The organism is Pseudomonas borbori (assembly GCF_900115555.1).
Taxonomy (GTDB): Bacteria; Pseudomonadota; Gammaproteobacteria; order Pseudomonadales; family Pseudomonadaceae; genus Aquipseudomonas; species Aquipseudomonas borbori.
The window spans coordinates 72450-87348 of the sequence record NZ_FOWX01000010.1; the positions used below are offsets into that span (position 1 = coordinate 72450).

At 63.6% G+C, this 14899-nt stretch carries 11 protein-coding genes; 10 read left to right on the plus strand and 1 reads right to left on the minus strand.

The window, feature by feature from the left end; all coding sequences use genetic code 11:
* Positions 1–73 precede the first annotated feature (73 nt).
* The 8 genes from dnaE to ispD all read left to right on the plus strand — a co-directional run bounded on the left by dnaE (position 74) and on the right by ispD (position 11491).
* The gene (gene dnaE, locus BM315_RS09565) at positions 74–3592 is read left to right on the plus strand and encodes a DNA polymerase III subunit alpha (protein WP_090500262.1); all 3519 of its coding nucleotides are present in this window, start codon (positions 74–76) and stop codon (positions 3590–3592) included.
* Positions 3593–3778: 186 nt separating this feature from the next.
* Positions 3779–4729, plus strand: coding sequence for an acetyl-CoA carboxylase carboxyl transferase subunit alpha (gene accA, locus BM315_RS09570; RefSeq protein WP_090500264.1), 951 nt, complete (start codon positions 3779–3781; stop codon positions 4727–4729).
* 100 nt (positions 4730–4829) lie between these two features.
* Positions 4830–6146, plus strand: a complete 1317-nt coding sequence (gene tilS / locus BM315_RS09575) for a tRNA lysidine(34) synthetase TilS (RefSeq protein ID WP_090500266.1) — start codon at positions 4830–4832, stop codon at positions 6144–6146.
* Positions 6147–6323: 177 nt separating this feature from the next.
* Positions 6324–7955 (plus strand): CTP synthase, encoded by a 1632-nt coding sequence (locus BM315_RS09580; protein WP_090500275.1) that lies wholly within the window; start codon positions 6324–6326, stop codon positions 7953–7955.
* Between the two features lie 4 nt (positions 7956–7959).
* Positions 7960–8805: a 3-deoxy-8-phosphooctulonate synthase gene (gene kdsA / locus BM315_RS09585; protein ID WP_090500277.1), complete on the plus strand. Its 846-nt coding sequence runs from the start codon at positions 7960–7962 to the stop codon at positions 8803–8805.
* Between the two features lie 145 nt (positions 8806–8950).
* Complete coding sequence (eno, locus tag BM315_RS09590; RefSeq protein WP_090500279.1) at positions 8951–10240, plus strand: phosphopyruvate hydratase; 1290 nt, start codon at positions 8951–8953, stop codon at positions 10238–10240.
* 265 nt (positions 10241–10505) lie between these two features.
* Positions 10506–10784, plus strand: coding sequence for a cell division protein FtsB (ftsB, locus tag BM315_RS09595; protein WP_090500281.1), 279 nt, complete (start codon positions 10506–10508; stop codon positions 10782–10784).
* Positions 10781–11491, plus strand: coding sequence for a 2-C-methyl-D-erythritol 4-phosphate cytidylyltransferase (gene ispD, locus BM315_RS09600; RefSeq protein ID WP_090500283.1), 711 nt, complete (start codon positions 10781–10783; stop codon positions 11489–11491). Before ftsB ends, ispD begins: the two co-directional genes overlap by 4 nt.
* Before the next feature lie 172 nt (positions 11492–11663).
* Here ispD and BM315_RS09605 read toward each other — a convergent pair whose 3' ends face one another.
* On the minus strand, positions 11664–12554 hold the full coding sequence (locus BM315_RS09605) for a LysR substrate-binding domain-containing protein (RefSeq protein ID WP_090500285.1): 891 nt from the start codon (positions 12552–12554) through the stop codon (positions 11664–11666).
* A 267-nt stretch (positions 12555–12821) separates the two neighbouring features.
* Between BM315_RS09605 and BM315_RS09610 the strand changes: the two genes are divergently transcribed.
* Both BM315_RS09610 and fghA read left to right on the plus strand, forming a co-directional pair.
* Positions 12822–13934, plus strand: coding sequence for an S-(hydroxymethyl)glutathione dehydrogenase/class III alcohol dehydrogenase (locus tag BM315_RS09610; protein ID WP_090500287.1), 1113 nt, complete (start codon positions 12822–12824; stop codon positions 13932–13934).
* 64 nt (positions 13935–13998) lie between these two features.
* A complete protein-coding gene (gene fghA / locus BM315_RS09615; RefSeq protein WP_090500289.1) occupies positions 13999–14835 on the plus strand; it encodes an S-formylglutathione hydrolase in 837 nt (278 codons plus the stop codon).
* Positions 14836–14899: the final 64 nt, after the last annotated feature.

The following is a 14899-nucleotide window of genomic DNA, read 5'->3' on the forward strand; positions in this document are numbered from 1 at the left end:
GCGCTTGCAGCTTGCCGCTGCGAAGGCTGTACAATCCCCGCCTTGTCGTTTTTGTGTTTTGTATGGAACTGCCATGACCGCTTCGTTCGTCCATCTGCGTCTGCACACCGAATTCTCCCTGGTCGACGGTCTGGTGCGGGTCAAACCGCTGATCAAGGCCGTGGCGAGCGCGGGTATGCCGGCGGTGGCGGTCACCGACATGAGCAACATGTGCTCGTTGGTCAAGTTCTACAAGGCGGCCATGGGCGGCGGGATCAAGCCGATCTGCGGCGCCGACATCTGGCTGGCCAGCGCCGACGAAGATGGTCCGCTGTCGCGCCTGACCCTGCTGGCGATGAATCCCAAGGGCTACCGCAACCTGACCGAGCTGGTGTCGCGCGGCTGGACCGAGGGGCAAAGCAACGACCAGGTGATCATCCAGCGCGATTGGGTCAAGGCCGCCGCCGAAGGCTTGATCGCGCTGTCCGGTTCCAAGGAGGGCGAAATCGGCCATGCCCTGCTGGACGGCGAGCCGGCCGCAGCCGAGGCGTTGCTGCGCGAATGGCTGGAGGTGTTTGAGCAGCGCTTCTACCTGGAGGTGCAGCGCACCAACAGGGTCAACGACGAGGAGCATCTGCACCTGGCGGTCGAGTTGGCCGCCAGGGTCGGCGCGCCGCTGGTGGCGACCAACGATGTGCGCTTCCTCAAGCAGGACGACTTCGCCGCCCACGAGACCCGTGTGTGCATCGGCGAGGGCCGCAGCTTGGACGATCCGCGGCGGCCGCGCACCTATTCGGATCAGCAGTACCTGAAGAGCCCGGAAGAGATGGCCGAGCTGTTCAGCGACCTGCCGGAGGCCCTGGAAAATACTGTGGAGATCGCCCGGCGCTGCAATATCGAAGTGCAGATGGGCAAGTACTTCCTGCCCGACTTCCCGGTGCCGGCCGGCATGACCATGGACGAGTACTTCCGCAAGGTCTCCTTCGACGGCCTCGATGAGCGCCTGGCAGTCCTCTTGCCCAAGGACACGCCGGACTACGACGCGAAGAAGCAGGTCTACATCGACCGGCTGAACTTCGAGCTGGATATCATCATCCAGATGGGCTTCCCCGGTTACTTCCTGATCGTCATGGACTTCATCAAGTGGGCGAAGAACAACGGCGTGCCGGTGGGCCCCGGCCGGGGCTCGGGTGCCGGTTCGCTGGTGGCCTATGTACAGAAGATCACCGACCTCGATCCGCTGGCCTATGACCTGCTGTTCGAGCGCTTCCTCAACCCCGAACGGGTCTCCATGCCCGACTTCGACGTCGACTTCTGCATGGACGGCCGCGACCGGGTCATCGATTACGTCGCCGAGAAGTACGGGCGTAACGCGGTCAGCCAGATCATCACCTTCGGCACCATGGCGGCCAAGGCGGTGGTGCGCGACGTGGCGCGGGCCCAGGGCAAGTCCTACGGCCTGGCCGACCGTCTGTCGAAGATGATCCCCTTCGAGGTCGGCATGACCCTGGAGAAGGCCTACGAGATGGAGGAGCCGCTGCGCGATTTCCTCAAGATCGACGAGGATGCCCGGGAAATCTGGGAAATGTCGCGCAGGCTGGAAGGCATCACCCGCGGCACCGGCAAGCACGCTGGCGGCGTGGTCATCGCGCCGACCAAGCTCACCGACTTCTCGCCGATCGCCTGCGATGACGAGGGCGGCGGCCTGGTCACCCAGTTCGACAAGGACGATGTGGAAACCGCGGGTCTGGTCAAGTTCGACTTCCTCGGCCTGCGCACCCTGACCATCATCAAATGGGCGATGGAGACGATCAATCGCGAGCAGGCCAAGCAGGGCCTGCCGGACCTGAACATCGACTTCATCCCGTTGGACGACAAGCCGACCTTCCAGATGCTGCAGAAGGCCGAGACCACCGCGGTGTTCCAGCTCGAGTCGCGCGGCATGAAGGAGCTGATCAAGAAGCTCAAGCCGGACTGCCTGGAAGACATGATCGCCCTGGTGGCGCTGTTCCGTCCGGGCCCATTGCAGTCGGGCATGGTGGACGACTTCATCAACCGCAAGCACGGCCGCGAGCCGATTTCCTACCCGCATCAGGACTACCAGTACCCAGGCCTGGAGCCGGTGCTCAAGCCCACCTACGGCATCATCCTGTACCAGGAACAGGTGATGCAGATCGCCCAGGTGATGGCCGGCTACACCCTCGGCGGGGCGGACATGCTGCGCCGCGCCATGGGCAAGAAGAAGCCCGAGGAGATGGCCAAGCAGCGCGGCGGCTTTATCGAGGGCTGCGCGAATAACGGCATCGATGGCGACCTTGCGGGCAACATCTTCGATCTGGTGGAAAAGTTCGCCGGCTACGGCTTCAACAAGTCGCACTCGGCCGCCTATGGCCTGCTCTCTTACCAGACCGCCTGGCTCAAGGCGCACCATCCGGCCGCATTCATGGCCGCGGTGCTGTCGGCGGATATGCACAACACCGACAAGGTCGTGACCCTGATCGAGGAGTGCCGCAGCATGAAGTTGCGCCTCGATGCACCGGATGTGAACATTTCCGACTTCAAGTTCACCGTCAACGACGAGGGCTGGATCGTCTACGGCCTGGGTGCGATCAAGGGGGTCGGCGAGGGGCCGGTCGAGGCCATCGTCGAGTCGCGCAAGGACGGCCCGTTCAAGGACCTGTTCGACTTCTGCTCGCGGGTCGACCTCAAACGCATCAACAAGCGCACCCTGGACGCGCTGATCCGCGGCGGCGCCCTGGATCGCCTGGGGCCGTATTTCCACGAGGAAATCAAAGCCTACAAGGCCAATATCGATCGCAATCGCGGGGTCCTGCTGGCGGCGATGGAGGAGGCGGTGCAGGCGGCCGAGCAGACCGCGCGCAGCCATGACAGCGGCCATATGGACCTGTTCGGCGGGGTCTTTGCCGATGCCGAGGCCGATGTCTATGCCAATCACCTGAAGGCCCGCGAGCTGTCGCTCAAGGAGCGCCTGAAGGGCGAGAAGGACTGCCTCGGCCTGTACCTGACCGGTCATCCGATCGACGAGTACGAAGGCGAGGTGCGCCGTTTCGCCCGCCAGCGAATCATCGACCTGAAGCCGGCGCGTGGCGATCAGACGGTTGCCGGCCTGATCGTCAACCTGCGGGTGATGAAGAACAAGAAGGGCGACAAGATGGGCTTCATCACCCTGGATGACCGCTCGGGTCGCATCGAGGCGTCATTGTTCGCCGAAGCCTTTGCCAGCAATCAGGCGCTGCTGCAGAGCGATGCCCTGGTGGTGGTCGAAGGCGAGGTGAGCAACGATGATTTTTCCGGCGGCCTGCGCTTGCGGGCCAAGCGGGTGATGAGCCTGGAGGAGGCGCGCACCGGACTGGCCGACAGCCTGCGGCTGAGGATTGCCGGCAGCGCCTTGAAGGGCGATCGGCTACGCTGGCTGGCGGATGTGTGCAAGCGCCATCGCGGCGCCTGCCCGATCACCCTGGAGTACATCGGGGAGGAGGCGCGGGCCATGCTGCAGTTTGGCGAGGGCTGGCGAATCGACCCGGCGGACAGTCTGATTCAGACATTGCGTGACCAGTTCGGGCGAGACAACGTCTTTCTGCACTACCGCTGATTTGTGAGGCTCAGGCCTCGCGTGTTGGTTGCGGCACTTGTGGCTGGGATTGTGAGTAAATCGCCGGGTTTCGGTGACTTTTATCCAGACCCGAGTGTCGACCTGAATGCGCCTGTTCCTATAAGGTAGGGCGCGAAACGGATACAGCTCCCCGGCCGCATGGCCGTCGACGCAAGACGGATGACTATGAACCCGAATTTTCTCGATTTCGAACAGCCGATCGCCGACCTGCAAGCCAAGATCGAAGAGCTTCGCCTGGTCGGTAACGACAACTCGTTGAACATCAGCGATGAGATCGCCCGCCTGCAGGACAAGAGCAGTGCGCTGACCGAAAGCATTTTCGGCAACCTGAGCAGTTGGCAGATCGCCAAGCTCGCTCGCCACCCCCAGCGCCCCTATACCCTCGACTATCTGCAGCACATCTTCACCGAGTTCGATGAATTGCACGGCGATCGGCATTTCTCCGATGACCCGGCGATTGTCGGTGGTGTAGCGCGTCTGGACGGCGAGCCGGTGATGGTCATCGGTCATCAGAAGGGCCGTGAGGTGCGCGAGAAGGTCCGCCGCAATTTCGGCATGCCGCGCCCGGAAGGCTACCGCAAGGCCTGTCGCCTGATGGAAATGGCCGAGCGCTTCAAGATGCCGATCCTGTCCTTTATCGACACCCCGGGCGCCTACCCGGGGATCGACGCCGAAGAGCGTGGGCAGAGCGAGGCGATTGCCTGGAACCTGCGGGTAATGGCGCGCCTGAAAACCCCGATCATCGCCACCGTCATCGGTGAGGGTGGTTCCGGCGGTGCCCTGGCGATTGGCGTTTGCGACCAGCTGAACATGCTGCAGTACGCCACCTATTCGGTGATTTCGCCGGAAGGTTGCGCCTCGATTCTGTGGAAAACCGCAGACAAGGCGCCGGAGGCCGCGGAAGCCATGGGCATCACCGCCGAGCGCCTGAAGGGCCTGGGGATTGTCGATCAGGTGATTGGCGAGCCATTGGGCGGCGCCCACCGCGACCCGGTCGCCGCCGCCGAATCGGTGCGTCAGGAGCTGGCCGTGCAATTGGCCATGCTGCGCAAGTTCGATACCGCCGAACTGCTGGCGCGTCGTTATGAGCGCCTGATGAGCTATGGGGTGGCCTGACGGCCACAGCTGCAAGCCATGAGCTACAAGCTGCAAGCCAGAAGCTGAAGGCGCTCGCCTTTAGCTTGCAGCTTGTAGCTTGTCGCCTGAAACTGCCTCTATGACCCTCGAATCCCGCGTGCTGACGGCCCTGGCTCCCTGGCGCGATGCGCCGGCCTGGCGTGTCGCCCTTTCCGGGGGGGTGGATTCAACCGTGCTGCTGCATCTGCTGGTCCGTCTCGCGCAACGCGAGGCGTTGCCGCCGCTTTCCGCTATTCATGTTCATCACGGCCTGCAGGCGCTTGCCGATAGCTGGCCGGCGGCTTGCCGCCGCTTGTGCGATGCGCTGGCTGTGCCGCTGCAGGTGGACTATGTGCAGGTGCAGGCGGGCGCCAGTATCGAGGGCGCCGCGCGGCAGGCCCGTTATGCGGCTTTTCGTGCGCGGCTCGGTCCCGGCGAGGTTTTGCTGGCGGCGCAGCATCGCGACGATCAGGCCGAGACCCTGCTGTTTCGTCTGCTGCGCGGCGCCGGTGTGCAGGGGCTGGCGGCCATGCCGCAGAGCCGGCCGCTGGGTGCCGGCTACCTGCTGCGGCCGCTGCTGCAGTGCTCGCGTGCCGAGTTGCAGGCCTATGCCGACGAACATCGGCTGCGCTGGGTAGAAGATCCGTCGAATGCCGATAGCCGTTTCTCGCGCAATTACCTGCGCCATCAGGTCTTGCCGTTGCTCGCCAGGCGCTGGCCGCAGGCGACCGCCAGCATCGCGCGTGCCGCCGAGCATCTGGGCGAGGCGGCGCAGCTGCTCGATGAGCTGGCGCAGCAGGACCTGCAGGCGGCGCAGACGCCTGGCGAATTTGCCTGGCTCGATCTGCCGAGCCTGTCCCTGGCGCCGTTGCGGGCGCTGAGCGATGCCCGGCAGCGCAACGCCTTGCGCTACTGGCTGCGCCGCCTGACCCCGATGCCGGACAGCGAGCACTGGGCCGGCTGGCAGGCGCTGCGCGATGCGGCCGGCGACGCCGCGCCGGTCTGGCGTCTGGCGGCAGGCGAATTGCGTCGAGCCGACCAGCGGTTGTGGTGGCTCAGTGGCGACTGGCTGCGTATGCCGCCAGCACCCGAGGTTCGGCTTGGTTCGGGGGGCTGGTTGCCGCTGGTGGGCAATGGTTGCGTGCGCGTCGAGGGGCGTTTGCCTGCCGGCGACTGGCGGCTGGCCTATCGCCAGGGTGGCGAGGTGATGAGCCTGGCCGGGCGCGGTCATCGCGATTTGAAGCGCTTGCTCAATGAGCGGCAGGTGCCGGCCTTTGTCCGCCCGCGCTTGCCCCTGTTGCTGTGCAATGGCGAGCTGCGGGCCGTGGCCAATCTGGCCGGCCTGGACGGGGCGGGTGATGGCCAATGGCGACTCAGTTGGCAGCCACCGATGCATGATCAAGGTTTGAGCTGCTAATGCCTTTCCGGTAGACTACGCTCCCGTCTTACCAGAGCTTTTGCGGACCCCTTTTCGTCAAGGAAATGGAGTCGGCAACGGCTTGCCAATTGCGCCCTGTGCGTGGTTGTGGCTTCGGCCTTCCTTCGCTTTCCCCGGCGGCGCTGACCGCCTAAACGCAGACTTCTAGGGTTTTTCATGACGCGCTTCATCTTCGTCACGGGTGGTGTTGTTTCTTCATTGGGGAAAGGCATCGCCTCGGCTTCATTGGCGGCTATCCTGGAGGCGCGGGGCCTGAAGGTCACGATGCTCAAGCTGGATCCCTACATCAACGTCGATCCGGGCACCATGAGTCCGTTCCAGCACGGTGAGGTGTTCGTCACCCACGACGGCGCCGAGACCGACCTCGATCTGGGCCACTACGAGCGGTTCATTCGCACCACCATGACCCAGGACAACAACTTCACCACCGGTCGGGTCTACGAACACGTGCTGCGCAAAGAGCGCCGTGGCGATTACCTGGGCGCGACCATTCAGGTCATCCCGCACATCACCGACGAGATCAAGCGCCGCATTATCAAGGGCGCCGGCGATGCCGACGTGGCCATGGTCGAGATCGGCGGCACGGTCGGTGACATCGAGTCGCAGCCGTTCCTCGAAGCCATCCGCCAGTTGCGCGTGGAAGTAGGCGCCAAGCGCGCCATGTTGATGCACCTGACCCTGGTGCCGTACATCGCCACCGCCGGCGAGACCAAGACCAAGCCGACCCAGCATTCGGTCAAGGAATTGCGTTCCATCGGCCTGCAGCCAGACGTGCTGATCTGCCGCTCCGACCATCCGGTGGACGTGTCCTCGCGGCGCAAGATCGCCCTGTTCACCAACGTTGAAGAGCGTGCGGTGATTTCCCTGGAAGACGTCGATACCATCTACAAGATCCCGGGCGTGCTGCATGCCCAGGGCCTGGATGATTTCGTCGTCGAGCGCTTCGCCCTGGAGTGCGGCGGCGCCGATCTGTCCGAGTGGGAGCGGGTGGTCGACGCCAAGCTCAACCCGGAGCATGAAGTCACCATCGCCATGGTCGGCAAGTACATGGAGCTGCTGGATGCCTACAAGTCGCTGATCGAAGCGATGAGCCATGCCGGCATCCAGAACCGCACCAAGGTCAACCTGCGCTATATCGATTCCGAAGACATCGAGAACCAGGGCACCGCCCTGCTCGAAGGCGTCGATGCCATCCTGGTGCCCGGCGGTTTCGGCTTGCGTGGCGTGGAAGGCAAGATCACCACCGTGCAATACGCCCGCGAGAACAAGATCCCTTACCTGGGTATCTGCCTGGGCATGCAGGTCGCGGTGATCGAGTTCGCCCGCAATGTGCTGGGCTGGAGCGATGCCAACTCCACCGAGTTCGACGCCAGCAGCAGCCATCCGGTGGTCGGCCTGATTACCGAGTGGCAGGACGCCACCGGCGTCACCGAACAGCGCGACAATGCCTCCGACCTGGGCGGCACCATGCGCCTCGGCGCGCAGGACTGCCAGTTGCTCGGCGGCTCGCAGGTGCATCAATGCTACGGCAAGGATGTGATCGTCGAGCGTCATCGCCATCGCTATGAAGTGAACAACAACCTGCTGCCGCAACTGATCGAGGCCGGCCTCAAGGTCACCGGCCGTTCCGCTGACGGTGCCCTGGTCGAAGTGGTGGAAGCGCCGGATCACCCATGGTTTGTCGCCTGCCAGTTCCACCCGGAGTTCACCTCGACCCCGCGTGACGGTCATCCGCTGTTCAGCGGTTTCGTCAACGCCGCACTGGCGCAGCACGCGAAGAAGGCATAAGGACATGAGCCAGAAGATCATCAAGGTCGGCGCCATCGAGATCGCCAACGACAAGCCCTTCGTCCTGTTCGGCGGCATCAACGTCATCGAATCGCGCGACCTGGCCATGCGCGCCTGCGAAGAGTACGTGCGGGTCACCGACAAGCTCGGCATTCCCTTCGTGTTCAAGGCCAGTTTCGACAAGGCCAATCGCTCCTCGATCAGCTCCTTCCGTGGCCCCGGCCTGGAAGAGGGCATGAAGATCTTCGAAGAAGTGAAGCGGACCTTCGGCGTGCCAGTGATCACCGACGTCCACGAGCCGCAGCAGGCGCAGCCGGTGGCGGATGTGTGCGACATCATCCAGTTGCCGGCCTTCCTCTCGCGGCAGACCGATCTGGTGGTGGCCATGGCCAAGACCGGCGCGGTGATCAATATCAAGAAAGCCCAGTTCCTTGCGCCCCAGGAGATGAAACACATCCTGGCCAAGTGCGTGGAAGCCGGCAACGATCAGTTGATCCTCTGCGAGCGGGGCAGCTCCTTCGGTTACAACAACCTGGTGGTGGACATGCTTGGCTTCGGCATCATGAAGCAGACCCGCTACCCGGTGTTCTTCGACGTCACCCATGCCCTGCAGATGCCGGGTGGGCGTGCCGATTCCGCTGGTGGCCGCCGCGCCCAGGTCACCGACCTGGCCAAGGCCGGCATGAGTCAGGGCTTGGCCGGGCTGTTCCTCGAAGCCCATCCGGATCCGGATAACGCCAAGTGCGACGGCCCCTGCGCCCTGCGCCTGGACAAGCTGGAACCCTTCCTCACCCAGCTCAAGCAGCTGGATGATCTGATCAAGAGTTTTGCGCCGATTGAGACTGCCTGAAACGGCAAATCTCCGGTAAAGTGCATTTTGTATACAATCTTACTAAATAGTCGGTACATGTTGTGCGCCGGGCTAACGCTCAGCGCGCAATGAGTGTGCAACTCGGTACTACCCTTTTCGTCAACTTTTTGGAGTGCTAAACGCAATGGCAAAGATCGTCGACATCAAAGGCCGTGAGGTTCTCGACTCCCGTGGCAACCCGACTGTGGAAGCCGACGTGATTCTCGACAGCGGCATCATCGGCAGCGCCTGCGCGCCGTCGGGTGCCTCCACCGGTTCGCGTGAAGCGCTGGAATTGCGTGATGGCGACAAGAGCCGTTACATGGGCAAGGGCGTGCTCAAGGCCGTGGCCAATATCAATGGCCCGATCCGCGAGCTGCTGCTGGGTAAGGATGCCACCGACCAGAAAGCCCTCGACCTGGCGATGATCGCCCTCGACGGCACCGAGAACAAAGCCACCCTGGGTGCCAACGCCATCCTCGCCGTATCCCTGGCCGCGGCCAAGGCTGCCGCTCAGGCCAAGGGCGTGCCGCTGTACGCGCATATCGCCGATCTGAATGGCACCCCGGGCGTCTACTCCATGCCGGTGCCGATGATGAACATCATCAACGGCGGCGAGCATGCCGACAACAACGTCGACATCCAGGAGTTCATGGTCCAGCCGGTAGGCGCCAAGACCTTCGCCGACGCGCTGCGCATGGGCACCGAGATCTTCCATCACCTCAAGGCCGTGCTCAAGGCCCGCGGCCTGAGCACCTCGGTGGGTGACGAGGGCGGCTTCGCGCCGAACCTGGCCTCCAACGAAGACGCCCTGGCCGCCATCGCCGAGGCCGTGGCCAATGCCGGTTACACCCTGGGCGACGACGTCACCCTGGCCCTGGACTGCGCCTCCAGCGAATTCTTCAAGGATGGTCAGTACGACCTGGCTGGCGAAGGCAAGGTCTTCGACGCCGCTGGTTTCGCCGACTACCTGGCTGGCCTGGCCGAGCGTTACCCGATCATCTCCATCGAAGACGGCATGGACGAGTCCGACTGGGCTGGTTGGAAGGTGCTGACCGACAAGATCGGCAGCAAGGTGCAATTGGTCGGTGACGACCTGTTTGTAACCAACACCAAGATCCTCAAGCGTGGCATCGACGAGTCGATCGGCAACTCGATCCTGATCAAGTTCAACCAGATCGGCACCCTGACCGAGACCCTGGAAGCCATCCAGATGGCCAAGGCCGCGGGTTACACTGCCGTGATCTCGCACCGCTCGGGTGAAACCGAAGACAGCACCATCGCCGACCTGGCTGTGGGTACTGCCGCAGGCCAGATCAAGACCGGCTCGCTGTGCCGCTCCGACCGGGTGTCCAAGTACAACCAATTGCTGCGCATCGAAGAGCAGTTGGCGGGCAAGGCACCGTATCGCGGTCGTGCCGAGTTCCGCGGCTGAAAACTGCTGCGCTCGACTATGCTGCGTTGCAACGCAGCGAAGCGAAGTAACAGCCGAAGGCTGGCCCGAAGGGCGAGCGAAGCGAGTCAATCAGGCTCGGCATGCTCATTTACTGCAGTAAACTCGCGTGCGAGCCCAGCCCGCTGCCTCGCCTGATTTCGCCTTGCCTAGCCTTCGCTCGCGACGTTTTCAGTGACTGGCCAAGGCGTGGTAAAAGAGGGGCGGCGCGAGTCGCCCCTCTTTTCGTTGGGATGCTTTTACTGTCATGCGTAGTCCTTATTGGTTGTTAGTCGTCCTGATCCTGCTGCTGGTTGGCCTGCAGTATCGCCTGTGGGTGGGCGATGGCAGCCTGGCCCAGGTAACCGAGTTGAAGCAGCAGATTGCTGATCAGCAGGGCGAGAATCAGCGTCTGCTGGAGCGCAATCGGATTCTCGAGGCGGAAGTCATGGAGCTGAAACAAGGCATGGAAACCGTCGAGGAGCGCGCGCGGCATGAGCTGGGCATGGTCAAAGAGGGCGAGACTCTCTATCAGCTGACCGAATGAACACTTTCGCATCTGCACATTTCTGGGCCCTTATCCCCGCCGCGGGGGTTGGCAGCCGCATGGGTGCCGACCGGCCCAAGCAATACCTGGAGTTGGCCGGTAAAACCATTCTGGAACACAGCCTGGCCTGCTTTCTCGATCACCCGCGGTTGCGCGGCGTGGTGGTCAGTCTGGCGCTCGATGATCCCTACTGGCCGAGCCTGGCTTGTGCACGGGATCCGCGCATCGTTCGTGCCGAGGGTGGTCGCGAACGCGCGGATTCGGTACTCAATGGCTTGCAGCGCCTGCGCGAGCTGGGGGCGCAGGACAGCGACTGGGTGTTGGTGCACGATGCGGCACGGCCCAATCTGACGCGCTCTGATCTGGATCTGCTGCTCACGGAGCTGGCTGACGATGCGGTCGGCGGTCTGCTCGCGGTGCCGGTGCGCGACACCTTGAAACGGGCCGGCGCCGACGGCCGGGTAGTGGAAACCGTCGATCGTGCGCCGATCTGGCAGGCCTATACGCCGCAGATGTTTCGCCTCGGCTTGCTGCGCCATGCGCTGGCAGAGGCTTTGGCTGCCGGGGTGACGATTACCGATGAGGCGTCGGCCGTCGAATGGCTCGGGCAGGCACCGCGCCTGATCGAGGGGCGTGCCGATAACCTCAAGGTGACCCGTCCGGAAGACCTGGAGTGGCTGCGCCGGCACTGGGCCGGGCGGCGCTGAACTCAAGCGTAGGATGAGTGCAGCGATACCCATGCTGTCGGGTTGACTGCGGCGTTCCCCCGCGCGGCATGGTTGATGGGTTACGCGGCGCACGGGGTTCGGCGTTGTGTTGGCGTTCTGTGTTCCGCGCCGCTAACCCATCCTGCCGGTCTGCGGCGAGCATGTCGGGCCGTCAGGAGCGATACTCGCTGCGCTGAGCCAGCCCGGCTTTCAGCGCGTCCACCAGTTGCCGCACTTTCGGCGACAGGTGCCGTTGTTGTGGGTAGAGCGCCCAGACTGCGGTGTTGGGAGGCTGCTGGTTATCCAGCAGGGAGACCAGGGCGCCGCTGCGCAAATGTTGCAGAACGTAGTAGTCCGGCAGCTGACACACCCCCAGACCGCGCAAGGCTGCATCGAGCACCGCCTGGCCGCTGTTGCAGCGCCAGTTGCCCTGCACCCGTTGCGCGGTTTCGCGGCCGTCGAGCTGAAAGCTCCAGGTATCCGAACTGCCGATCAGGCAGTTGTGCCGGCCGAGCTCCGACAGGCTGTGCGGGCGGCCGTAGTGCTGCAGATAGTCTGGCGCCGCGCACAGGTACATGCGCCGGGGCGCCAGGCGGGTGGCGACCAGCCGCGAATCCTGCAGGCGGCCCAGGCGAATGGCCAGGTCCAGGCCTTCATGAACCAGATCCAGGTTGCGGTTGCTCAGTTCAATGTCCACCCGTAGTTGCGGGTGACGGATCATGAAGTCGGTCACCAGGGGCACGATAAAGCGCTCGCCGTAGGCCACCGCGCAGGTCATGCGCAGCAGGCCCTTGGGTTCGCTGCCGAGGTCGCCGACCGCGCGCAGGGCTTCTTCGCGGGCGTCCTGCAGGCGCTGGCAATGCTGCAGAAAGGTCTGCCCGGCCTCGGTCAGCGCCACGCGCCGGGTGCTGCGGTAGAACAGCCGGGCCTGCAGGCGCTCCTCCAGGCGGGCGACCTGGCGGCTGACCTGCGAGGACGACAGGCCGAGGCGCTCGGCGGCGGCGGTGAACTGGCCGCACTCGGCCACCGCCACGAATTCATCCAGGCCTTCCCAGCGATTCATCGTTCTGTTCCTTAGTCAGGAGCCAGCTTGCGACCCACATGGATGTGGGAAGTGCAGCAAGCCGTAGGCGGCTCCATGGATGGAGGAGGTAGGAAATACGCCGGGAGCGTCTTCGAGAATGGCTGCTGCCTGGCGATCGTGGAATTCTAATCCGGTTGTGGCTGATTATCCCCATATCGCAATAATGTTTTGCCATAACGTCGATTACTAGCCTGTGAAGGCTGATCTACACTTCCCGCCACTGTTACAACCCGTCGGAGAGCGATCATGATCAAGTCACGTGCTGCGGTAGCCTTTGCCCCCAACCAACCGCTGAAGATCGTCGAGATCGATGTCGCGCCGCCGAAGGCCGGCGAGGTGCTGGTGCGCATCGTCGCCAGCGGCGTTTGTCACACTGACGCTTACACCCTGTCTGGCCAGGACTCCGAGGGCGTGTTCCCTTGCGTGCTCGGGCACGAGGGCGGTGGCATCGTCGAAGCCGTCGGCGAAGGCGTGACCTCGGTGAAGGTGGGTGACCACGTGATCCCGCTGTACACCGCCGAGTGCGGCGAGTGCAAATTCTGCAAATCCAACAAGACCAACCTGTGCAGCTCGGTGCGCGCCACTCAGGGCAAGGGTCTGATGCCGGACGGCACCAGCCGCTTCTCCTACGAAGGTCAGACGATCTACCACTACATGGGCTGCTCGACCTTCTCCGAGTACACCGTGCTGCCGGAAGTCTCGGTCGCGGTGATCCCGAAAGAAGCGCCGTTGGACAAGGTCTGCCTGCTGGGCTGCGGCGTGACCACCGGTATCGGTGCGGTGCTTAACACCGCCAAGGTGGAAGAGGGCGCCACCGTGGCCATCTTCGGTCTGGGTGGTATCGGTCTGGCGGCCATTATCGGCGCCAAGATGGCCAAGGCCTCGCGCATCATCGGTATAGACATCAACCCGGGCAAGGAAGCCGTGGCCCGTGAGCTGGGCTTGACCGACTTCGTCAATCCCAAGGAGCACGCCAAGCCGATCCAGGACGTCATCGTCGAGATGACCGACGGCGGCGTCGACTACAGCTTCGAGTGCATCGGCAACGTGCAGCTGATGCGCGCGGCGCTGGAGTGCTGCCACAAGGGCTGGGGCGAGTCGACCATCATCGGCGTGGCGCCGGCCGGTGCCGAGATCAGCACCCGTCCGTTCCAGCTGGTCACCGGCCGCGTCTGGCGCGGTAGCGCCTTCGGGGGCGTCAAGGGCCGGACCGAGCTGCCGGGTTATGTCGAGAAATCGCAGAAGGGTGAAATCCCGCTGGACACCTTCATCACCCACAACATGGGTCTGGAGCAGATCAACGAGGCCTTCGAACTGATGCACGAAGGCAAGAGCATCCGTACCGTCATCCACTTCTAAGTGCACTGACGGGCCCGGAGAGCATGCTCCCCGGGCATTCGTTTCCTCTTACGTTGGAGGTTTCATGGAAAACATTTCCTGCCAGAAGAGCTTTGGCGGCTGGCACAAGCGCTATCGCCATCGCTCCACCACGCTCAACTGCGACATGGTGTTCGCCGTCTACCTGCCGCCCCAGGCAGAGCAGGGCGTCAAATTGCCGGTGCTGTACTGGCTGTCCGGGCTAACGTGCACCGACGAGAACTTTATGCAAAAGGCCGGTGCCCTGCGGCTGGCTGCCGAGCTGGGCCTGGTCATAGTCGCGCCGGACACCAGCCCGCGTGGCGATGATGTGCCGGGTGACCCCGAGAATGCCTGGGACTTTGGCAAGGGCGCGGGCTTCTACGTCAACGCCACCCAGGAGCCCTGGGCGCGCAATTACCGCATGCACGACTATGTGGTGAGCGAGCTGCCGGCGCTGATCGAGGCCAACTTCCCGGTCTCGGCCAAGCGCGGCATCAGCGGTCACTCAATGGGCGGCCATGGTGCGCTGGTCTGCGCGCTGCGCAACCCCGGGCGTTACCAGTCGCTGTCGGCGTTTTCACCGATCAGCAACCCGATGAACTGCCCCTGGGGCGAGAAGGCGTTTTCCCGCTACCTCGGCGAAGAGCGTTCGCGCTGGCGCGAATGGGATGCCTGTGCGCTCATCGCGGAAGCGGCCGAGCGTTTGCCGATCCTGGTCGACCAAGGCGATCGCGATGATTTTCTCGAGGGCCAGCTCAAGCCGGACGCACTGAAAAACGCCGCGCAAGCAGCCGGGCATCCGTTGACCCTGCGCCTGCAGCCCGGCTATGACCACAGCTATTACTTCATCGCCAGCTTTATCGAAGACCATCTGCGTCATCATGCCCAGGCGTTGGCGTAAGCAGCGGCGCATGTTCGCAGCAGATGCACGGCACACCCTACAGCCAGGCTCCTGCATGTAGAAT